Here is a 23050-nt window from a genome sequence, read left to right as displayed (position 1 = left end):
CAGCCCAAGGCATTACGGAACGGGATTGAGCGCGTCGTAGTCGCGGAACGTCTGGCCCGAGCGCGCACGGTGGACGCGCGTCAGGATCGCGATGAGCGCGACAATGGCGATTCCTCCCACCAGCGGAGGGAACCACAGCGCAACCGCCGTCGCGAGGACGCCAGCGTACATATCCCCGATCCGTGGGCCACCCGTGACGACGACAATGAATACCCCTTGTAGCCGCCCCCGCATCTGGTCGGGCACGGCCTGAATCAGCATCGTCTGCCGGAAGATTGCGCTGACCTCGTCCGAGGCCCCCATGCCGGCTAGCATCAGGCCTAGCGTGATGAGCGCCGCCCAGTGGATACCACTCCAGCCGGGAGCGGCGGTAAAGTCGCTCACTCCCACTGCCGCGACGATGACGCCGAAGGCCAATCCAAAGAGCCCAAACACTGTGATGGAGCGCGCGATGGCGATGCCGTGGCGATGAACGCGCGCGACTGGACCGGAGAAGAGGCTGGTCAGAATGGTGCCGACGGCGCCCGCGGCCGTCAGCGCACCCACGGTCAGCGCGCCTCCGCCAATCACGGTGGCACCTAGAGCGGGAAACAACACGTATGGACGGCCGAAGGTCATGGCCACGATGTCGACGATGAAGCTCATGCGAATGTTGGGGGCGCGCTTGAGGAAGGAGAACCCCTCTCGCATGACCGCCCAGCCAGCGCGGACGGGCTCGCCGATGCGCGGTAAGGCTGGCAGCATCCATACGCCCAGGAATCCCGCCGTGAACAGCACCGCGTCCGCGGCGAACGTCCACGGAAGGCCAACGGTCGCGGCAAGGATGCCGGCGAAGGCGGGGCCGATCGTGAGGGTGAGGCCGAACGCAATACCGTTAAGTGCAGCGGCACGGGAGATCATGTCGCTGGGCAGGATGCGGCCGATCAGCGCCGAGCGAGTCGCGCTGGAGATGGTCGCGGCGACCGCGTTGATCGTCGTGATAACGAGGAAAGGCCAGGCCTCCACGCGCTCGCCCTGGGAGAGCATCACCGCGTCCCACGTGGACAGGGCTACAAGGCCGAGCGTCGACAGCCAGCCCACCAGAGACGACACGATCAGAATCTTGCGACGGTCGAACACGTCGGCGAGCATTCCGCCCCACAGCCCCGCCGCGATCATTGGCAGCAGCGCCGCTCCCCCGACCAGGCCCACCATGAAGGTCGACTCAGTGATGTCATAAATCTGCAGTCCGACCGCGACAATCGACATCTGGGCACCGATACCGGCAATCGCCCCGCCAAACCACAGCCGCGCGAACGCGGGGGATGCACGTAAGGGCGCCAAGTCCACCATCCGCCGTTGGCGAGGCTTCGACTCCACTGCGCGGGAAGCATCGGGCGTTGAATCAGGCACCCGAGCATCATAGGCTCGCGTCCCACTTCGCTGACACCAAATAATTGGCGAGATGTTGACAATTTCACACGAGCACAAACGAAACGTTTTGGGCTGCAACTTTCCCGTGTGGAGTGTGACAATGTCGACACGAAATTGTATGGACTACACAATTTTGGGGACAAATCCGTTTGACTTTATTGTGGGCCAGGCGCAGGCTGGGACCGATCACAAAGAAGCGAATTGCTAGCGCCGAGGGAACGCACATGGCTCCTGTACAGACCGCGTCAAGACCAGTTGCCGCATCAACTAGCTCCGCCTGCGCGCCGGTCACCCGTCGCCGCCGGATGAGGCGAAAGCGCGTCGAAGCCGCAATCATCCTCGGCGCATTCGCAGTGGCCTTGGCCTTCATGGGAAGCCAAACCACCGCAGTAGCACCCTCGTGGTCGTGGAGCACCGTGCAGTCGTCGCCGGCCTACGAGGCCCTCCAGTCGGGGAGCTGGGTTCCCCTTGGACAACCCGTGGATGTGAGCGACGGAGCGATGTATCAGTTCTGTGTCACGACCCAGGGAGTGGGGACGATGCTCATGCTGCCGAGTAGGTTGGTGGCGAGCGTTGCGCTCACCTCAAGCGCTCCGGTGACGACATGCGCGGACACTCACGACTTGCTTGACGTCGGAGTCATCCAGCCGAGTGCCAGCGTGTCCCACGGCGCCGTCACAGTCCTCTCAAGCACATGGCATCGGCTGGAGATCAACGGGAGTTAGTGCTCCGGTTGCGCCTGAGGCGAACAACCGCGTGCCAACGTCAGGCGAGGGTGCCAAGATAGGCACATGCCAGGAACTAATCTCACGCGCGTAGAGGCGGAAGCCCGCGCCGCCGTCATCACCACCGACAGCTACCAGGTCGAGCTGGACCTCACCACCTCCGAGGACACCTTCCGCTCGACATCGACCGTGCGCTTTTCTGCGACCCCCGGCGAAGCCACCTTTATCGACCTCATTGCTCCGCGAGTCCACAGCATCGTCCTCAACGGGACCGAGCTGCCGCTGACAGCATTTGAGGACAGCCGCATCGCGCTCAGCGACCTGCAGGCGGAGAACGAACTGACCGTGGTCGCCGACTGCGCCTACATGAACACCGGAGAGGGACTCCACAAGTTCACCGACCCCGAAGACGGCGAGGTCTACCTCTACTCGCAGTTTGAGGTCGCGGACACTCGCCGCGTCTACGCCGTATTTGAGCAGCCCGACCTCAAGGCCTCGTTCCAGTTCACCGTCACCGCGGCGGCCCACTGGCACGTCATCTCCAACAACCCCGGTACCAAAACGGCAGCCGATGGTTCAGTCACCATCGCGGGCACGTCTCACGACGTCGCGCGCTGGGAATTCACCCCCACCACGCGCATCCCCTGTTACGTCACTGCCGTGGTCGCGGGACCCTATCACCGTGTCGAGGGCACCGTGGAGTCGCGCAAGGGCACGCTCAGTGCCGACGTGTACTGCCGCAAGGCGCTCGCGCAGTACCTCGACTCCGACGTGATCCTTGGCGACACCCAACTCGGCTTCGACTTCTACGAGAAGACCTTCCAGATGGACTACCCATTTGAGAAGTACGACCAGTTGTTCGTGCCCGAGTTCAACGCGGGAGCCATGGAGAACGCCGGCTGCGTCACGTTCCTCGAGGACTACGTCTTCCGCTCCAAGACCGCTCAGGCCCGCATCGAGCGCCGCACCGTCACCATTCTGCACGAGCTCGCGCACATGTGGTTTGGCGACCTGGTCACCATGAAGTGGTGGAACGACCTGTGGCTCAACGAATCCTTCGCCGAGTTCGTCTCCACGCTGTGCGCTGCGGAGACCAAGTACTCCAACTCCTGGGTGACCTTCAACTCGCTGGAAAAGTCCTGGGCCTACCGCCAAGATCAGCTTCCTTCCACGCACCCGATCATGGCGAACATCCGCGACCTCGAGGATGTCGAGGTCAACTTCGACGGCATTACGTACGCCAAGGGGGCCTCCGTGCTCCGCCAGATGGTCGCATGGGTGGGCCAGGACAAGTTCTTCGAGGGCGTCGCGGAGTACTTCCGTAAGCACCACCACTCCAACACCACTCTCAGCGACCTGCTTGTGGAACTCGAGAAGGCATCGGGCCGCGACCTCGACGCCTGGAGCGACGTGTGGCTGCAGAAGGCCGGCGTCACCACGCTGCGCCCCGTCATTGAGGTGGACACCCACGACGACATTGCGGCGTTCTCCATCAAACAGGAGGTCCCCGAGGCCTGGCCCACGCAGCGTCCCCACCGCATCGGAATAGGTGGCTACGACGTCAAGGTGGAGACCAATGGCGAGACCACACTTGAGCGCACGATGTTCGTGGAGATTGACATCGATGGCGCGTCCACCGACGTCACCGAGCTGATCGGAGTCCACCGGCCGGCGCTAGTCCTCGTCAATGATGGCGACCTCGCCTACGCGAAGGTGCGCCTCGACGCGGACTCGCTCGCGACCGCCGTCGAGCACCTCAGCGGGTTCGAGGACCCACTGCCTCGCTCCATGGTCCTCGCCGCGGCGTGGGACATGACCCGGGACGGGGAAATGCCGGCACGTCAGTTCATCGAACTCGTGCTCAAGAACATCGGCGCGGAGGACCAGTCCACCGTCGTGATGATGCTCCTGCGACAGCTCCAGTCCACGTTGGGACTCTTCGTAGCGCCCGACGCCGCTGAGGCCGCTACTCACGCGGCGGCGGACACGTTGTGGAGCCTCGCCATCAATGCCGAGGCGGGCAGCGACAACCAGTTGCAGTTCGTCAAGGCGTTCGCGGCACTTGCCTCCACCGAGGGCCAGCTCGACACCATCCAGGGCCTGCTCGACGAGAAGGTCAGCCTGGACGACCTCGACATCGACGCCGACCTCGCGTGGGATTTGCTGACCGCGCTGGTCGCCGGCGGGCGCTGTTCCGAGATCGCCATCGAGGTGCAGCTGTCCAAGGACGCCACCGCATCGGGCGAGCGACGTGCCGCTCACGCCCGTGCCGCCATCGCGACCGCCGAGGGCAAGCGAGCCGCGTGGGACCTGCTCATCAACGCTGAGAAGGATCTGCCGAACGCGCTGCAGTCCGCGGCGACCATGGGCTTCAACCACGTCAACGACACCGCTCTGCTCGAACCGTACGTGGACGAGTACTTCGCGTCCGTGCGCCGCATCTACAAGGAGAAGACCAACGAGATGGCGGCGAACCTGATCGAGGGCCTCTACCCCACCCAGCTCGCCGGTCGCGTGGACGGCCTGCAGGCCAAGGCCGACTCGTGGCTCGACGAGAACGATGACGCACACGACGCGCTCAAGCGCCTGATCATCGAGGGTCGTGACGGCGTGCGCCGTGCGCTCGAGGCGCAAGCCAAGGACGCATAGCGCGCCACACAGCAGCAACCCCCTAGCGGTCCGCGAATGTTCGTTTCGTGGGCCGCTAGGTGCGTTTGTGGTCCCCCACTGTTTGCGTCCCCTGCCGGGGGCGCGCATGCCAGACTGGGCACATGGCCACCACCCTTACCAAAGACGAGGCTCAGACCAGGGCCCAGACCGTGTCGCACGCCACCTACGCGCTGGACTTCGATTTCACAGGGGCGGGAGACAGCCCCACGTTCCGGTCACGCACCACTCTCCGCTTTGACGCCACCGAGGGTGTCCACACGTTCGTGGAACTGGTGTCGCCATATGTCCACAGCATCGTGCTCAATGGTGAGCCTCTCGACATCCTGTCCGTCCATCGTGACGACCGCATCATGCTGACCGACCTACGCGAGCACAACGTGCTCGAGGTCGACGCCGAGTGCCGCTATAGCACCTCGGGACAGGGAATCCACCGTTTTATAGACCCCGAGGACGGCCAGGTCTATCTGTATTCACAGTTCGCCATCGACGACGCGCGTCGCGCCTTCGCGGCCTTCGACCAGCCGGACATCAAGGGGACGTTCACCACCACGGTGCTCGCACCCGACCACTGGCAGGTGCTGTCGAACACGGTCGCCCCTACTCCTGTGAGTGCAGAGGGGTCCGCCCCCATCGCGGGGCAGGACCACGGCGTGCAACGCTGGGAGTTCGCCGCATCGGTACCGATCCCCTGCTACGTGGCCGGCATCCACGCCGGTCCGTATGTCTTCGAAGAAACCACGCTGCAATCCAAGAAGGGACCCATCCCTGCCCGCCTGTATGGACGCCCCCAGCTGCGCGAACATTTCGCGGCAGACGACGTCTTCGCAGACACCCAGCGGGGCTTCACGCTCTACGAGGACATCTTCGAGACCGAGTACCCGTACGACAGCTACGACCAGATCTACGTGCCCGAATACAACTGGGGTGCGATGGAGAACGTGGGCTGCGTCACCATCTCCGAGGACAAGTACCTGTTCCGCACCCGCGTCTCCGACGCGGACCACGAGGCTCGGAGCAACGTGGTGCTTCACGAGCTCGCGCATATGTGGTTCGGCAACCTGGTGACCATGCGCTGGTGGGACGATCTGTGGCTCAATGAGTCCTTCGCCGAGTTCGTCTCGACGTACGCCTGCGTCGAAACCACTGAGTGGATCGACGCCTGGGTGGGCTTTGGCGCCTCGCGCAAGTCGGTGGCGTACGTGCAGGACCAACGACCAACCACCCATCCCGTGCTCGGCGACGTGGCGACTGTCGAGGCCGTCGCCGGCACGTTCGACATGATCACGTATGCGAAGGGGGCGTCGGCACTCAAGCAGCTCGCGCTCACTCTTGGCTACCCCACGTTCTTCACCGGCGTCGCCGCCTACATCCGCGCGAACGCCTTCGGCAATGCCACTCTGGGCGACCTGTTCACCGAACTTGAGGCGGCATCGGGCCGTGACCTTGGGCCGTGGGCAACCGCATGGCTCGAGACGCCTGGCGTCACTACGCTGTCTGCAGAGTTGGTGACGAGTGACACCCTGGACGACGCCGGGACCGAGGTCATCACGCGCCTCGCCGTGCGTGAGGAGACCCCGGCTGACTATCCATCGCAGCGCCCGCATCAGCTCGAGGTCGGCGGCTATTCATGGCGCGGCATCGAATTCATGCCGGTCTTTCGGATTCAGGTCGAGACCAGCGGCGCCGTCACCGACGTGCCCGAGGTGGTGGGCCAGCCGCGCCCAGACCTGGTCGTCGTCAATGATCGTGACCTGACGTACGCCAAGATGCACCTCGACGAGGCATCACTCGCGACCGTCGCCGATCAGGTCGGAGACATCGACGACCCCATGCTGCAGTCGGTTGTGCTCGACTCCCTGTGGCACATGTGCCGGGACGGCGCACTACCTGCCACGAAGTACATCGATGCAGTGGTGACCGCATTGCCCGTGGTGGAGCACTCGCAGGTGCGGGCCTCACACTGTGCAAACCTCATCGTCGCACTACGTCTGTACGCTCCCCCCGCCACGACCGTCGCGCTGGCTCAGGCCACCGCCGCCCAGGTGTGGACCGTGCTTCAGGAAGCCGAAGGAGGCTCGGATCTGCAGCTTCAGGCACTCGAGCTCTTCGCAGCGATTGCGGCATCAGCCACCCAGGCGGACTCCCTTCAAGCGCTGCTCAATGGCACCACTCAATTAGACGGCTTGCCCATCGATTCGGATCTCGCGTGGTCGCTCGTGTCTGGGCTGGCGCGTGCAGGTCGCGAGGGCGACGCGGAAATTGATGCCCGCCTGGCCGTTGACAACTCCGCTGCGGATGCCCGTCGTGGTGCGGGCGCGCGCGCCAGCATCGGAACGCTGGACGCGAAACGACGGGCGTGGGCGAGGCTGTCCGCCCCCAAAGGCGCTCCACTGCCCAACTCGCAGGCCTATGAGGTTGCCCTGGGAATCTCGCGAGTGAATGACCCCGCCATGCTGGTGCCGATGGCCACCGAGATTCTGGGATCACTGCGCCCCACGTATGAGTCGCTCGACTCCTTCATGGCGATGCGCGTCGTGACCTATGCGTTCCCGCATTGGGCCGCCGGTCGAGTACCGGGCTTCGTGGAGATGCTCGATCAGTGGCTCGCCGACAACTCGGATGCCGCGTCTGTGCTGATCAAAATCGTCACGGAGGGAAGGTACGAGGCACTGCGCGCCGAGGCGGCCCAGCAGGCTTAGGCGGAGGAGACCGGCGCCGCCTACTGCCTGGCGGCAGCGATTGCTTTCAATAGCCGCTGCGCTCGAGGCAGGTCGAAGAGGTTGTCCAACAGCACCGGCACCCCATTCGCGTCGCACAGCGGAATCTGCCAGTTGGGATATTCGCGGTGAGTGCCCGGCTGATTCTGGGTGCGCCGCTCCCCCACGAGGTCGGTGAGCGCCACTCCCGTGAGGAGCGCGGGGGTGTTGAGCGCCAGGATGTTCAGCCCCGCGACCAGGTCCTCGTCGTTGTAGTCCTCGATTACCCAATCGCGCTCGCGCAGGAGCGCAATCATGCGGTCGCGCTCCTCGCGTGCGTCAGCCCGTGCCGCATCGGGATCGCCCTCAAGCAACCCCAGTTCCTCACGCAATTCCACGTGCTCGCCATTGAGGTAGGCCACCGTGGGAGGCAGGTCGTGCGTCGTCACGGAGGCCAAGACATCGTGCCGGTAGTTCTCGGGGGCTCGTGGCGTGCCATCGGGCTCCTGCTCGAACCACACGATGGCGGTTCCGAGGATCCCGCGGTCGGCCAGCACCTCGCGCACATAGGGCTCGACCGTGCCCAGATCCTCACCAATCACCATCACACCCGCGCGGTGCGCCTCGAGGGCCAGGATCCCCACCAGAGCGTCATGATCAAACCGTACGTAGACGCCGTCTGCGGCGCCGTGTCCTGCCGGCACCCACCACTGGCGGAACAGGCCCAGCACGTGGTCGATCCTTAGGGCTCCAACGTTGCGCATCGCCGCGCGCAATAGGTCGCGGAAGGGGATGTACGCAGCGGCCTCAAGCGCACGCGGCTGCCAGGGTGGCTGCGACCAGTTCTGTCCCAGCTGGTTGTACATGTCCGGCGGCGCACCTACGCCGATGCCCTGTGCCAGCACGCGCTGAAGGGCCCACGCATCGGCCCCTTCGGGGTGCACGCCCACGGCGAGGTCGGCCATCAGTCCAATGCTCATCCCGGAGGCCAGCGCGGCATCGTGGGCACGGGCAAGTTGCTCGTCTGCCACCCATTGCAGCCACGCGTAGTAGAGCACCCGTGACACGTTCTCGTCGCGCCAGGCAGCCACGGCGGGCGATGCGGGATTGTCCAGCTCGGCGGGCCACGGCAGGCCCTTGTGCTGCTCGGCGATCGCGCACCAGGTGGCGAAGTCCTCGAGGGCACGGCCCTCGTGCAGACAGAACGCCTCGAACTGCGCCTCTCGACCGGCCGACCGCGGTTCCGCATACACCTGCTCGAGTGCCGCTGACTTGGCGCGCCACACCCCATCACGGTCGAGCGGCTCGTCGGTGTTGTTGACCCTGCGGGGGCGCTCCGCCTCCCACTCGATGAGCGCGCGCCGCTGGGACGGCAGGTAGGCGACCTCAGCGATGTCTTCGACGCGGATGTATAGCGGCGAGATGAATCGTCGCGAGGTGGGCAGATAGGGGCTGGGCTCGATGGGCGTCACGGGCTCGCCGGCGTGCAGCGGATTGACCAGCATGAAGTCGGCGCCGCCACGCATCTTGCCTAATGCACACAGGTCCGCGAGGTCGGCGAAGTCACCAAGTCCCCAGGACTGCTCTGAGCGCACTGAATAGAGTTGGGTAAACAAACCCCACGGTCGGTCCTTGCGGACGGAGACGGGCGGCTCCAGGCGACGCGGCGTCACCACCACATAGCCACGCCCGCGCCGGCCGGTCGTCGATGCCTCAACACGATGCCAGCCAAGAGGAAGGTCGCCGGGGACCTCAAACGTCGCTCGACCAACGGTCGTAGAACCAATGGTGCGCGGCTCGACCACACGGTCGAGCTGCTCTAGCTCGCGCACCTCGCCGCTTTCCAAGTGAAGGGTCGCTGCGGCGGGGTCGCCGTGCCGTACGTGAATGGGTAGTTCGCGCTCGTCACCCTCGCGCAGCACAGTCACCGGTGGAACCAGTCGCCGCCACGGTAGGTCCGCTAGGTCGGCCAAGGACGCGTCACACGCCTCATCCGTCGATGCGTCGATTCCCATGGCGGCCAATGCATCGCGGATGGCCGATGCCGAACACTGCTTGTTGACGCCATTCCAACTGAAGTACTCGACCGACACACCGCACTCACGCGCCAACCGCGCCAGCGCGGGCGAAGGCGACTCGGCGGGGGTTTCGGTGGTGGTCACGAGTCAATCCTGCCAGGTCTGACCCCTAAAGCAATAGTCCCGATGCCCGTGCGGGACTTTCGGCGGCAACCATAACCCGGTTACATTGGACGGGTGCTACTTTTCGCGACCGAAACCTGCCCCGAATCTGACCCCGACTGCAATCCGCTCGGCGTCATAGAGAACTTCTTCGCCGACGCCGCGTACAAGACCGTGAATTTCGGCATCACGCTGCTGATCGTGTTGATCCTCTGGGTGATCGCACGACGGATCGTCAAGAGCATCACGCGGTCGATCGAAGAGGGAACTCCTCTGCAGAACCGCAAGACGCGCAAAGCGCTCGCCAAGGCACGTATCAAGATTCCGGACCTCGACACCACCGAGGCCAGGCTAGAGGCTGAGCGCCGCCGACAGCGCGCGCACACCATCCGAACTGTTCTCAACTCCGCGGTGACCGTTGTGGCCATCGTGATTGTGGCCGTCTCGCTGCTCACGGTTCTTGGAATCCCGGTCGGACCACTACTCGCCTCTGCCGGTGTCGCCGGCGTGGCGCTTGGATTTGGCGCCCAGTCCCTCGTCAAGGACGTTCTTTCTGGAATCTTCATGCTGCTTGAGGACCAGTACGGCGTGGGCGACATCGTTGACGTCGGTGAGGCAATCGGCACTGTCGAGGAGGTGGGCCTGCGCTCCACTCGACTTCGTTCGATTGACGGCACCGTCTGGTACGTGCCCAACGGCGAGATTCGACGCGTGGGCAATATGACGCGACTGTGGTCGCGCGTGATGATCGAGGTCCGATTCAGCTACGACACGGATATCGACTCCGCGCGGCAGGCGATGCTCGATGCCGTCGCGTCTGCACGCTCCGATGAAGAGATCGACCAGTCGATCCTCTCCGAGCCCGAAGTCCCGGGCATTGAGTCCTTCGAGTTCAACGCCTTCATGCTGCGCCTCATGGTCCAGGTCAACCCGGCCACCCAGTGGGACGTCCAGCGTGCGATCCGCCGCCAGATGCGCGCCATCTTCGCCCGTCGCGGACTGCGCCTCGCCGTGCCCGACCAGGCAATGATCTACGACAATGACTCGAAGATCTCCATTGGCCAGGACGTCCTCGCGGACGAGTACGCGGCTATCGACGACGCCGACGCAGCGGCGGCCGAGAAGAAGGCTCGCGGTACGGACGATGCTGCCGATCCCGACGCGACGGCCGTTCCCAAGGCACAGGGAGACAAGCCCGGCGCGAGTGGCCGCAACATCCCCGCTGGGGACGACGGTGGCGACGAATGAACATAGGCGACGGCCCCCCAAGCGAGGCCGAGCAGAGTTTCTATGACGCCATCGGTGGCCACGACACCTTTGTGCGAATCGTCGACACGTTCTACGCCGGCGTAGCCGAGGACACGCTTCTTCGCCCCATGTACCCAGAGCAGGACCTCACGGGAGCGAAGCACCGGCTGGTGATGTTCCTCGAGCAGTTCTGGGGCGGCCCCACCACGTATTCCGACGAGCGCGGCCACCCGCGCCTCCGTATGCGGCACCAGCCGTTCCACATCAACCCCGAGGCCCGCGACCACTGGATAGGCCACATGCGCGACGCCGTCGCCGCCGCGAACCTTGCCCCCATTCACGCGGTCACGCTGATGGATTACCTGGAGCGTTCAGCTCACTCGCTCGTCAACACGTTCGAAGAGACACCCCTTCCGGAAGGACACTGACATGGATCACATCGAGGACACTTGGGCAGATCAGGCCGTTAATTCCGGACTGGCAGCACTCGACCTGCGCAAACTCAGCGAGACCGAATTCGAGGGCGACTCTTTGCCGATGCCCGGCGGCCGGGTCTACGGCGGCCAGGTGCTCGCCCAGGGACTCCTCGCCGCTGGTCACACCGTGGAGGAGGAACGCCACCTGCACTCCATGCACGGATACTTCCTGCGCCCGGGCGACGCCTCGAAGCCCATCACCTTCGAAGTGGAGAACCTACGCGACGGCCGCTCGTTCTCAGCCCGCCGCACCCACGCCTTTCAGGGCGGCAAGCCCATCCTGTCGATGATCTCCTCGTTTCAACTGCCCCAGGACGGACCCGAGCACTCGGTGAGCATGCCCGAGGTGCCAGGACCCGAGACGGTGCAGTCAGGCGTGGACATCCTGTCGCCTTTTGCGGGAGACGCGACGGCGGACTACTGGCTGGAGCGCACCCCCTTCGACATGCGCCACGTGGAGGGCTCGCTACTCTTCAAGCCCGATGCCCGCCCCAAGCAGTACCAAACCACCTGGGTTCGTCTGCGCAAGACCATCGAGGCCCCAGACATTCTTCACCGCGCACTCCTCGCGTTCGGCTGCGACCAGATCATGCTCGAGCCACTGCTACGCCGCCACGGCGTGTCCTGGCGCACCAAGGGATTGAACTTCGCCAGCCTCGATCACGCCATGTGGTGGCACCGCCCCGCACGCGCCGACGAGTGGATGCTTTTTGTACAGGACGCCCCCACTGCGCAGGGCGGACGTGGCCTTGGCGGGACGTGGATCTTCTCCGAGGACGGCCGCTTGGTCGCGTCGGCCTCGCAAGAGGGAATGTTCCGCCTGCCCACTGACTTGTCGTAGCATCGGGCGTATCCTGCCTGGTAGAACCAGGAAGCGACGATAGTAACTGTTACCCTTTCGGGGCCATTCCTTGACCAACGATTTGCTATTGGTCGCGCGACCTTGTTACGGTGAAGAAGCCGTCTCGAGGTCCGCGTCAGTCGCGATCGGGGCGCCAACGAATAGCCCAGGCCTCGCGCTGCACCACGTGTTTGATGTGCGCGCATGGCTAGCGAGGCAGCCTCCCCGATGGTGGCGCCCAGGGGTCCGTGATTGCCGTACGACGGCTGCGAGTCCGTCGCTACGCCGAGGCCGCGAGCACCACCGGGAAGCAATTCCTGGGAGCTGAGGTAAGAAAACGTGAGCGAGAACATCGCCCTGCGCGCGCAGGGACTCTATAAGGTCTTCGGCCGCCATGCGGACGATGCCGTGGCCAAGTTGCGCGACGGCGCGAGCCGCGACGACTTGGGCGGTGCTACTGCCGCGGTCATCGACGCCTCCTTCGAGGTCAAGACCGGCGAGATTTTTGTGGTCATGGGACTGTCTGGCTCCGGCAAGTCCACTCTCATCCGCATGCTCAACGGCCTACACCCGCAGACCGCCGGCACCGTCGAGATTGGTGGCACGTCCATCACCGGCGTGAACGCGGCCGAGTTACGCGACATCCGCCGCCACAAGGTGTCGATGGTGTTCCAGCACTTCGCGCTGTTGCCCCACCGCACCGTGATTGACAATGTCGCCTACGGCCTCGAGATCCAGGGAATCGGCAAGGACGAGCGTCAGGCTCGTGCCCGCAAGATCACCCAGATCGTGGGACTCGCAGGCTGGGAAGAGAAGTTCCCCAACCAGCTGTCCGGTGGCATGCAGCAGCGGGTGGGCCTTGCCCGCGCGCTCGCCGCAGACACCGACGTGCTCCTCATGGATGAGGCGTTCTCCGCACTCGACCCGCTCATCCGCCGCGAGATGCAGGACCAGCTCCTGGAGCTACAGTCCGAACTCGGCAAGACCATCGTCTTCATCACCCACGACCTGAACGAGGCCATGTACCTGGGCGATCGCATCGCGGTCATGCGCGATGGCCGCATCGTCCAGATTGGCAGCCCCGAGGACATCCTCACGAGCCCGGCCAATGAGTACGTCGAGCAGTTCGTCCAGGACGTGGACCGCTCGCGTGTCCTGACCGCGGACTCCGTCATGCGCAAGCCGCGTGCTGCCATCCACGAGGGTAGCGGCCCCCATGCAGCCCTCACCGTGATGCGCGACGAACAGCTGTCCGCCGCCTATGTGATCAAACGCGACCGCACGCTGGTCGGATGGGTACGCGATCGCGACGTGCTCGACTTGGTGCGTGCCGGAAAGAAGGACCTCACGCCTGCGATCCAGTCGGATCACGGAGCGGTAGCCGCAGACACCTCACTGGCAGACCTCTTCATCCCGTCGCTCGAGTCGGCTCTGCCACTGGCTGTACAGGATCCTCGCGGCAAGCTGGTGGGCGTCATCCCCCGTGTCACGCTGCTCGCGACGCTCGGCGGAGAGCCCGATGCCGCTGCGTCCGCGACACCGAGCCCCGACCCGTTACCGACCGCCATGGTCACGAAGGCGCTTGATGCCTCTGACGAAGGCTCGACCACCACCGCGAAGGAGGCCCGCTGATGGATTTCCGACTCAACGTAGGTGATTGGATCGATTCGTTCTTCACCTGGATCGAGGACAACCTCGCCTGGCTCTTCGACGCCCTCAAGTCGTTGTTCGTCATGCTCTATGACGCACTCAACTGGGTATTTGCCACTCCCCCGGCCTTCGCCGTCATCATCGTGATTGCCGTCGCCGCACTCTTTGCGCGCGGCTGGAAGTTCGCGGTTGGCGTCGCCATCGGGCTGACGTTCATCATCAGCGTCGACCAATGGGACAACGCGATGGATACCATTGCGTTGGTCCTCGTGGCAGCCTTCCTCGCCGTCCTCCTCGCCATCCCCCTCGGCATCTGGGCTGCCCGCAACACCACGGTCTCCAAGATCGTCAAGCCCGTCATGGACTTCCTGCAGACACTGCCTGCCTTCGTCTACCTGATCCCTGCGCTCGCACTGTTCGGCATTGGCGTCGCCCCCGGCATCATCGCCACGCTGATCTTCGCGATGGCGCCTGGCGTGCGACTCACCGAACTCGGCATCCGCGGCGTGGACTCCGAGGTGGTCGAGGCCGGTCAGGCATTCGGCGCGTCGCCGCGACGCATCCTGCGCCAAATTCAGTTGCCCCTGGCAATGCCGTCCATCATGGCCGGCATCAACCAGATCATCATGCTGTCGCTCTCGATGGTCGTCATCGCGGGACTCGTCGGCGCCGGCGGACTGGGTGGCCAGGTCGCCAAGGCGATCAGCTCGCTCGACGTGGGACTCGGCTTTGAGGCCGGTCTGTCCGTGGTCGCACTCGCCATCATCCTGGACCGCTTCACCGGGTCATTCGGCCAGAGCATGGGGCTGTTCTCCAAGCTCCGCAAACGCCGTATCGACGCAAAGTCCGCCGACGAGCAGGCTCGCCTCGATGCCCAGGAGATCATCGACAAGGGAGTGCGTTACCCCGTCGGTATGGCCAACTAAGCACCGACCGCATCGGCCGTCCTCACTGAGGCACGTTGCCGGTGCTCCCTACAAACTTCGCGGCAGCGTTTGACGCCGCCGCGCGCACCGTGCCGAATGGCATCGGGTGCAGCACAGCAAGCGGAAATTCTGCTTGCAGGAAAGGAAATACATGTTCAAGCGCACTACCGCGATTGTCGCGGCCACTGCAGCTGCAGGACTGGTTCTCGCCGGATGCTCCTCGAGCGACGACGACGCCACCACTGAGCCCTCCACCTCGGCTTCCAGCACCACCGACTCCTCGGCCATGGCCGAGGGCGGCGACATCACGATGGCCGTCTTCAACGGCTGGGACGAGTCGCTTGCGTCATCGCTGCTCTGGCAGTCCGTCCTGAACGAGAAGGGCTACAACGTCGAGCTCGCTTACGCGGACCCGGCCCCCGTCTTCCAGGGCGTCGCCGATGGCGACTACGACCTGGTCACTGACGTCTGGCTGCCCAAGACCCACGCGGAGTACATCGACACGTTCGGTGACGACATCGTGGACCTCGGACACTGGTTCGACAAGGCTGCTCTCACCATGGCAGTGAACGCCGACGCGCCGATCGACTCGCTCACCGAGCTTGCCGACGCTGCCGACGAGTTCGACAACCGCATCGTGGGCATCGAGCCCGGTGCCGGCCTGACCGGAGCTGTCGAAGACGGCGCCATCCCCACCTATGGCCTTGAGGGCATGGACTTCATCACGTCGTCCACCCCCGCAATGCTCGCTGAGCTCGACAAGGCACAGAGCGACGGCGAGAACATCGTTGTCACGCTGTGGGAGCCGCACTGGGCCTACGGCGCCTACGACCTCAAGAACCTTGAGGACCCCGAGGGCACCCTTGGAGACGCCGAGCAGATCCACACGTACTCACGCACCGGCTTCGCGGAAGACATGCCCGACGTTGCTGCCTGGATCGGCAACTTCCAGATGGACTCCGACCACCTCTACGACCTCGAGAACGCCCTCAACGGCGCCGACGAGGGCGACTACGACTCCATCGTCAGCGACTGGATCGCAGCGAACCAGGAGTGGGTTGACGCGCTGACCGCTTAAGGTCCGCATCACCACACCGCGTTGAACTAGACGCAACACAAGCGCCGGTCACCCTGCAAGGGGTGGCCGGCGCTTTTCGCGTCCGACGTTGGACGGAGGCGTCAGCGCTGCCGGAACTGCACAGGTTCGTCGATGTACTCGCCCCAGGCCCCGCGCTCGGCATCCGTGAGCCGGCGTGGGCGCTCGGTTGCTGCGTCGACCAGGACGAGCGTCGTCGAGGCACGGGCGTAGACCACTTGATCGGCGTCCCCGATGGGCGAACGCACCTCGTAGCAAATGTCTATGCTCGCGCCACCCAGGCAGCCAAGCCACAATTGCACGTCGAGCGGGCGGCGACCATACGGTGCCGGCGCGAGGTACTCGATCTGCTGGCCCGCGATCAACGTGATGGTCTCGGCACCAGGGCCCCCCGCTATGAGGGCGGTGGCGTGCGCGCTATCGTCCGTCGCCGTATCGTCCGCCCAGAAGGCCCGGATGCGCGCCTCCTCGAGCAGGCGCAGCATCTCGGCGTTGTTGACATGCCCGTAGGCGTCGATGTCGGACCAGCGCAGGGTGACGGGGACGTGGATGCGAGTCATTCCCACACGATATCCCGCACACGGTCGGGCCCCCACCGAGTGATCTGTGGGGGCCCGACCGTTGCGACGTACGGCGCGCGATCTAGCCGCGCGTGAGCTTGCGGTACGTGACTCGGTGAGGGCGGGCAGCGTCGGCGCCCAGGCGCTCGACCTTGTTCTCCTCGTAAGACTCGAAGTTGCCCTCGAACCAGTACCAGTTCGACGGGTCCTCCTCGGTCCCCTCATAGGCCAGGATGTGCGTGCACACCTTGTCCAGGAACCACCGGTCGTGAGAGATCACCACGGCGCAACCCGCGTAGTCGAGCAAAGCGTTCTCGAGCGACCCGAGGGTCTCGACGTCAAGGTCGTTAGTGGGCTCGTCAAGCAGCAGCAGGTTTCCGCCCTGCTTGAGGGTCAGCGCCAAGTTGAGGCGGTTGCGCTCTCCACCGGAGAGCACGCCGGCCTTCTTCTGCTGGTCGTGGCCCTTGAATCCAAACGTGCCGATGTAGGCGCGGGACGGCAGCTCGACGTTGCCGACCTTGATGAAGTCGAGGCCGTCGGATACGACCTCCCACACGTTCTTGTCGGGGTCGATGCCGCCGCGGCTCTGGTCAACGTAACTGAGCTTGACGGTGGCACCCACCTTCAGCTCACCGCCGTCGAGGGGCTCGAGGCCGACGATGGTCTTGAACAGGGTGGTCTTACCCACACCGTTCGCGCCGATCACTCCAACAATGCCGTTGCGCGGCAGCGTAAAGCTCAATCCATCGATCAGCGTGCGACCGTCGAAGCCCTTGTTGATGTCCTTCGCTTCGATGACGACGTCGCCTAGGCGCGGGCCGGCCGGAATCTGAATCTCCTCAAAGTCCAGCTTCTTGCCACGCTCGGCCTCTGCGGCCATCTCCTCGTATCTCCCCAGGCGGGCCTTGGACTTGACGCGCTTGCCCTTGGCGTTGGAGCGCACCCACTCGAGCTCCTCCTTGAGTCGCTTGGAGAGCTTGGCGTCCTTCTTGCCCTGAACGGCCAGGCGCTCCTGCTTCTTCTCGAGGTAGGTCGAGTAGTTTCCCTCGTACGGGTACAGGCGGCCGCGGTCGACCTCGCAGATCCACTCCGCGACGTGATCCAGGAAGTACCGGTCGTGAGTCACGGCGAGCACGGCGCCGGGGTACTTAGCCAGGTGCTGCTCGAGCCACAGCACTGACTCAGCGTCAAGGTGGTTCGTGGGCTCGTCAAGGAGCAACAGGTCGGGCTTCTCCAGGAGCAGCTTGCACAGGGCGACTCGGCGACGCTCACCACCGGAGAGGTGCGTCACGGGCGAGTCCGGCGGCGGGCAACGCAGCGCGTCCATCGCCTGCTCGAGCTGTGAGTCCAGGTCCCAAGCGTCAGCGTGGTCGAGGAATTCCTGCAATTCGCCCATCTCCGCGAGCAACTTGTCGTAGTCCGCGTCGGGGCTGGCCATCTCTTCGGAGATCTCGTTGAAGCGCTGAAGCTTCTCCATGGTCTCGCCTGCACCCTCCTGGACGTTGCCCAGGACGGTCTTGTCCTCGTTGAGGGTGGGTTCCTGCATGAGGATGCCCACGGAGAAGCCGTCTGACAGACGTGCCTCACCGTTCGACGGCTGTTCAAGGCCCGCCATGATCTTGAGGATCGTCGACTTACCAGCGCCGTTGGGGCCAACGACGCCAATCTTGGCACCAGGCAGGAAGGACATGGTGACGTCATCCAGGATGACCTTGTCGCCGTGCGCCTTGCGCGCCTGATACATGGTGTAAATAAACTCAGCCACTGATACTCCGTAGGGTCTGGGGTCGGCGCACGAGCGCCCGAGTGGGATACCTGTACAGCCTACGCGGTTGAACCCTCACACCCCAGCGCGGGCCGGCAGCTCGTCGCCACCGTCCCGCGCGGGAGCGCCTCCTGGTCGCCGGACCTAAGCGGCGGCGTCCTCCAACTCGGCGTCGCCCTCCTCGACCGCCGCTAGCTCCTCGCTCAACTCAGCGGTGTCATCGACAGAGACCTCAGCAGCATCGGACGATGGCTTCGGCTCCGCATCGGCGTCCTCTGCGGTCGCGCGAGTGAAATCAGCGACCCCTCGGGTCAGGTCGTGGCCCACGGTGATGGCATCGATCACCAGGTCGGTTCGTGGGCCGTCCTGCGCCTCCCACTCGTTGGTCTTGAATCGCCCCGTCACGCTGACCGGCTGGCCCTTCGCTATCGACTTCGAGACCATCGTCGCTGCCGCTCGGAACACGCGCACCGAGAACCATTCGGTGCGCCCATCTACCCAGTCGTTCTTGTCGCGGTCGAAGTACCGCGACGTCGATGCGAGGCGAAACGTGCACATATTGACGCCCGATGCGCTGAGTACGAGCTTGGGGTCTGTTGCTGCCCATCCTGAAACTGTCATGGTGAGATCATTCATGGCGCCCTCCTTTGACGCTGTCGCGATCTGCGACTGCGTCAAGGCTCGCGCGCTACGACCAGGCGTCACCGGCGATCCGCAAGGACAGTGGAGACGGCATCCCGGCACAGGGCCTGGGGACAACGGTCACCACAGCGCGGAGCAATCATGCAAGGCAGACCGCACCGCGCGGCTCCGTCAATCTAAGCGGGTTTGCCCATCGACTTGGCCTTGGCCGTTGCGGCGGCGATCCCCGCGCCAACGACCGCCTTCAAGTCACGATCGTCGAACACGGCGATTGCCTCGGCAGTCGAGCCACCCGGGCTCGTCACCTCGCGCCGTAGGTCCTCGGGCGCGCGACCGGTGGACTCGAGGTATTCGATGGCCCCACCGATCATGGCGGGCACCACGCGGGCGGCGACCTCAGCGGACAACCCCTGCTCGACGGCGGCGGCGCGCAGCGCTTCGACAAAGTAGTAGACGTGGGCCGGGCCCGACCCGACGACGGCCGAGAAGGCGTCAATTAGGTCTTCGTCGAGCACCTCCACGGACCCCGTGGGCGCGAGGAGTGCAGCGGCACGCTCAAGTACCTCCGGCGCCGTTCCGGGCACGACGGCGATAGCCGTCACGCCACGATTGACGGCCACCGGCGTGTTGGGCATCGCGCGCACGACCTCGACGTGGTCGGGTAGCGCTGACCTCAACGTGTCCAAAGTGATGCCACCAGCCACACTTATCACCAGAGTGCCCTCCGCGAGGGCAGGCGAGATTGCCTCAGCAAGCTCCACGATCGCGTAGGGCTTCACGCCAAGGATGACCACAGCCGCGCCCTCGACAGCGCGCAGGTTCGCGTCGGGGGCATCGGCCAGCGACTCATGCGACACCTGGCTCAAGCCGTCGATCCAGGCGGGTCGTGAGGAGCCGGTCGTCAGCCGAATCCGCGGCGCACCGGGCTCACTCGCTATTCCCTGCGCAATGGCTCCCGCCATGTTTCCTGCGCCGAGGAAAGCCACGGGTCCCTGGGTAGTGGTTTGAGCCATCGTGCACCGCCTTCTTGGTTGGGTCCCGCCGCGTCGGCTATTCGAGTTCAGTCAGCTCGTCGAGCACGCGGTAGGCCTGGTGGATCATTTCGGTTGGCTCGATGACCAGGGGCGTCACCACCTGGCGCACGGCATCGCGGCCCATCTTCAGCACCGCCTTGGATGCGGAGGAGCCGCTGGTCGCGCGCGACATCCATCCCCGGATGCCGCCCACATGCGTCACCTCGGGCCACTCGAGCGAACTCATGGTCGCATTCAGTTCGTCCGTCAGTTTGAGCGCCCCAACGACGGCCTCACCCACCACGATCCGCCACGACACCGGCAGGCCCGTGGTCGCCTCGTCCACCCAGTCCAGGCGCTCGCGCTCGACGGAGGCGAGTGGCACGGGCCGGAGGGGCGGAACACTCTTCGCGCGGCCAGCGGCGACTGCCGCGGAAGCCTCGGCGCGCGCGTCCACTCCCGCCGCTCGGGCGAGAGCGCCCACAAATTCTTCGATGTCGGGAACGCGCGGCTCGGCGTCGCGCGACAGTGCGCGGGCCAGGTCCCTGCCGGCGGAGACGAGGTCTGCGCGCACCGCCTCCGCCGCCACGGTGCGCTGCGCGGCTGCACCAGCGAGCTCCGCTCGCAGCACATCCATGCCCTGGCCGGTCTTGGCGCTCACAGGAATGACCGGCACATGGGTGAGCCCATCCTCCTCGAGCAACTTCTGGAGGTCCTTGGCCACTTCCCAAGCATCGGCGGTGGTCAGCCTGTCCACCTGATTCAGGACCACGAGCGAGGGCTGACCGTGGTCACTCGCGACGCGCAGGTAGGCCTCGTGTAGCGCGTTGTCCGCGTACTTCTGCGGGTCCACCACCCACAGCAGTAGGTCCGACATCGGCACGATGCGGTCCACCACCGCGCGGTTTGCCGACTCCACCGAGTCGTGATCGGGCAAGTCCAGCAGAATCAGTCCACCGAGCGGACCATTCTGGGCGGCGTTACCGGTGCCACCGTGGTGAGAGTCAGTCTGGGGATATGCGGCCGGCGACCGTGGCGCTGAGTCGTCAGCCTCGTCAACAACGGGCGCCACAAAAACGTCCACTCCGAGCCGCCGGTTCGGGGCGACCTCGAGCCAGTCGAGAAGCGCATCGGCCGGCGCACCAAAGGTCACCGAGCTCGTTTGCGAGGTGGTGGGGCGGGCAACGCCGGGGATAGCAAAGTCCTCTCCCGCCAGCGCGTTAAACAGCGTGGACTTGCCGGAACCTGTTCCGCCCGCGAGCGCCACCACCGTGTGGTCCACGCCCAAGGCCAGCCGCTCGTCGCAGCGCTGAATGGTGGCGTTGACCTTGCCCCGAACATCGACCGGGATGGCCTCCTTGGCCCACTCCATCGACGACCGCAGCCTGTCGACGCGGTCCTGCAGGTTGGACGTCTCATCGCGTGGGGCGACGTGTTGGAACGTAGGGCTCACAGCAGACCCCGCAGCTCGGCGCGACGCAAGCGCACGCGAGCCGACGCGTCTGGCATCAGCGACGCCACGTCGGTGGGCTTCATCATGTCCAGCGCCTCGCGATTGATCGCGTACCGGCGGGCGGCGGCGAGCTCCTCGCGGGCTCGCTCGAGTGCCTCCGACATCGATGGTGCCACCAGCAGTGACAACGCGGTGCGGGCGGCCTCAACTCCCAGTGCCGCCGATGCCATGGTGGTCTTCAGCCCCGGCTCGCCGACCACGGCGATGCCGTGCTTGGCACCAGGAAGGTTCGTGACGATCTCGTCGCACGTGGCCATCCATGCCCGTGTGGCATCGGCCGCTGCCCGTTCCCGGGAAGTGCGGGCGTCACGAGGATCACGCTGGGATGCGAGCCACTGGCCCGCCCCGCCGTCGTCTCCAGTGAGCGCGGCGACCATGGCATCGGACGCCGATGCTGCGGAGAAGGTCAGCGACGCCTCAACCGCCTCGATGACGTCCCGTTCGATCTCATGCAGTGCCTTTTCACGGGCCTCGCGGGCGGTGCGACGCTTGGTCCACAGAGAATTGCGCAGGCGGAACAGCGCGCCGCCCTCCGCCGTCGACTGCTCCCAGCGCGAGCTCACCGCTCCGGTCGGAATCTCGCGATACCAGTCCGTGCCACCCTCGGCCTCGGCCTGGGCAGCGCATCGGCGCACCTCGGATCGCACGTCCTTGGCGACGGCCGCCTGGTCGTCCATGGCCTCGGCCAGGGTCTCGAGCCACTCCTTCACCGATTCCGTGGCGCCGTGCAGCGTCCGCTCAACAATCGTGGCGGCCGATGCTGCAGCGACGGAGTCCAACCAGCGGCCGAGGCCGCCGACGACATCCTGCGGCACGGTGCCGCGTGAGTCGGCATCCTCGGGAATGACAAAAAGTGGGAGGGTCTCGAGGCCCTCGCCGCTGAGCCGATCCACAAGTTCGCGTCGCACCTGGGCCGCCACGTCCACACTGACGCGGTTAAGGACGATCGCAATGGAGGCGCCGCGGTCGGCACCCTGGCGGATGGCGTCCCACGGCACAGCGTCTCCGTAACGCGCGGCCGTCGTGACAAACACCCACAGATCAGCAGCCTCGAGCAGCATCTGCGCAACCTCGCGGTTTTCGCCGCGCACTGAGTCAAGGTCCGGCGAGTCGACAATCGCCAGCCCGCGCGGCACCGCCTCCGTCGCAATCACATCGGCGCGTTTGGCGACCTCGCTGAGGACAGCCCCGTCGAGTGGATGGTGGAACACGTGAGGCACCATCGTGGTGGGGCGCAGTACGCCCGATGCGGTGAGCTGTTCGCCCAACAACGCGTTCACCACGGTCGACTTGCCGGCGCCAGTGGAGCCAGCAACCACGACGATGGCGGGCGACGCCTCCTCGCGCACGCGCGGAATCAGGTGGTGATCGAGCTGGTCAAGCATCTTCGCGACGAGTTCGGAGATCTGTTGCTCGTTCTCGGTCGGCAGGGGCAGTTCGACCTCAGAGACCACGCGTCGCGTGTCTACCAAGGCGTCAAGGAGCGCACCGGGGTACGCCCACGTCTTGATGGGCCGAATACTCATGCGTGCCGCGCGCCTCCTTACAAAGCCTGCACAAGGTTATCGCGCCTGGCTTTACGTACAGTTCACCACTGAACGCACCGGTCGCGCGCGTCGGGGGTCGTTCACGTTTG

The 23050-nt window shown here is 65.1% G+C and carries 16 protein-coding genes; 8 read left to right on the top strand and 8 right to left on the bottom strand.

Features of this window, described 5'->3' with window-relative positions:
- Positions 1-12: 12 nt before the first annotated feature.
- Positions 13-1392, bottom strand: a complete 1380-nt coding sequence (locus tag AOP73_RS06845) for an MFS transporter (RefSeq protein ID WP_236683523.1) — start codon at positions 1390-1392, stop codon at positions 13-15.
- Between the two features lie 812 nt (positions 1393-2204).
- On the opposite strand from AOP73_RS06845, the gene pepN (AOP73_RS06835) reads away from it, so the two are divergent.
- Positions 2205-4787 (top strand): aminopeptidase N, encoded by a 2583-nt coding sequence (gene pepN, locus AOP73_RS06835; protein ID WP_061964121.1) that lies wholly within the window; start codon positions 2205-2207, stop codon positions 4785-4787.
- Between the two features lie 122 nt (positions 4788-4909).
- Positions 4910-7507, top strand: a complete 2598-nt coding sequence (gene pepN / locus AOP73_RS06830; RefSeq protein WP_061964119.1) for an aminopeptidase N — start codon at positions 4910-4912, stop codon at positions 7505-7507.
- A 20-nt stretch (positions 7508-7527) separates the two neighbouring features.
- On the opposite strand, the gene malQ is transcribed toward pepN (AOP73_RS06830), so the two are convergent.
- Positions 7528-9666, bottom strand: a complete 2139-nt coding sequence (gene malQ / locus AOP73_RS06825) for a 4-alpha-glucanotransferase (RefSeq protein ID WP_084626617.1) — start codon at positions 9664-9666, stop codon at positions 7528-7530.
- 93 nt (positions 9667-9759) lie between these two features.
- Between malQ and AOP73_RS06820 the strand changes: the two genes are divergently transcribed.
- The 6 genes from AOP73_RS06820 to AOP73_RS06795 all read left to right on the top strand — a co-directional run bounded on the left by AOP73_RS06820 (position 9760) and on the right by AOP73_RS06795 (position 15903).
- Positions 9760-10932: a mechanosensitive ion channel family protein gene (locus AOP73_RS06820; RefSeq protein ID WP_061964117.1), complete on the top strand. Its 1173-nt coding sequence runs from the start codon at positions 9760-9762 to the stop codon at positions 10930-10932.
- Complete coding sequence (locus AOP73_RS06815) at positions 10929-11360, top strand: globin (RefSeq protein WP_061964115.1); 432 nt, start codon at positions 10929-10931, stop codon at positions 11358-11360. The genes AOP73_RS06820 and AOP73_RS06815 overlap by 4 nt, the downstream gene beginning before the upstream one ends.
- 1 nt (position 11361) lies before the next feature.
- Complete coding sequence (locus AOP73_RS06810; RefSeq protein WP_061964113.1) at positions 11362-12249, top strand: acyl-CoA thioesterase; 888 nt, start codon at positions 11362-11364, stop codon at positions 12247-12249.
- A 339-nt stretch (positions 12250-12588) separates the two neighbouring features.
- Positions 12589-13881, top strand: a complete 1293-nt coding sequence (locus AOP73_RS06805) for a quaternary amine ABC transporter ATP-binding protein (RefSeq protein ID WP_084626615.1) — start codon at positions 12589-12591, stop codon at positions 13879-13881.
- Positions 13878-14825, top strand: a complete 948-nt coding sequence (locus tag AOP73_RS06800; RefSeq protein WP_084626614.1) for an ABC transporter permease — start codon at positions 13878-13880, stop codon at positions 14823-14825. The genes AOP73_RS06805 and AOP73_RS06800 overlap by 4 nt, the downstream gene beginning before the upstream one ends.
- Positions 14826-14976: 151 nt before the next feature.
- Positions 14977-15903, top strand: coding sequence for a glycine betaine ABC transporter substrate-binding protein (locus AOP73_RS06795; RefSeq protein ID WP_061964111.1), 927 nt, complete (start codon positions 14977-14979; stop codon positions 15901-15903).
- 101 nt (positions 15904-16004) lie between these two features.
- Here AOP73_RS06795 and AOP73_RS06790 read toward each other — a convergent pair whose 3' ends face one another.
- From AOP73_RS06790 to AOP73_RS06765, 6 genes are all read right to left on the bottom strand, one after another.
- Complete coding sequence (locus tag AOP73_RS06790; protein WP_061964109.1) at positions 16005-16481, bottom strand: acyl-CoA thioesterase; 477 nt, start codon at positions 16479-16481, stop codon at positions 16005-16007.
- 82 nt (positions 16482-16563) lie between these two features.
- Positions 16564-18246: an energy-dependent translational throttle protein EttA gene (ettA, locus tag AOP73_RS06785; RefSeq protein WP_061964107.1), complete on the bottom strand. Its 1683-nt coding sequence runs from the start codon at positions 18244-18246 to the stop codon at positions 16564-16566.
- A 144-nt stretch (positions 18247-18390) separates the two neighbouring features.
- Positions 18391-18882, bottom strand: a complete 492-nt coding sequence (locus tag AOP73_RS06780) for a single-stranded DNA-binding protein (protein ID WP_061964105.1) — start codon at positions 18880-18882, stop codon at positions 18391-18393.
- Positions 18883-19064: 182 nt separating this feature from the next.
- Complete coding sequence (proC, locus tag AOP73_RS06775) at positions 19065-19901, bottom strand: pyrroline-5-carboxylate reductase (protein WP_061964103.1); 837 nt, start codon at positions 19899-19901, stop codon at positions 19065-19067.
- A 37-nt stretch (positions 19902-19938) separates the two neighbouring features.
- A complete protein-coding gene (locus AOP73_RS06770; protein WP_061964101.1) occupies positions 19939-21354 on the bottom strand; it encodes a GTPase family protein in 1416 nt (471 codons plus the stop codon).
- Positions 21351-22940: a hypothetical protein gene (locus AOP73_RS06765; protein WP_061964099.1), complete on the bottom strand. Its 1590-nt coding sequence runs from the start codon at positions 22938-22940 to the stop codon at positions 21351-21353. The genes AOP73_RS06770 and AOP73_RS06765 overlap by 4 nt, the downstream gene beginning before the upstream one ends.
- Between the last annotated feature and the right edge of the window lie 110 nt (positions 22941-23050).

The organism is Demequina aurantiaca, from assembly GCF_000975135.1.
Lineage (GTDB): Bacteria > Actinomycetota > Actinomycetes > Actinomycetales > Demequinaceae > Demequina > Demequina aurantiaca.
The sequence above is the reverse complement of the archived record's forward strand: the minus strand, read 5'-3'. Positions and strand labels throughout refer to the sequence as shown.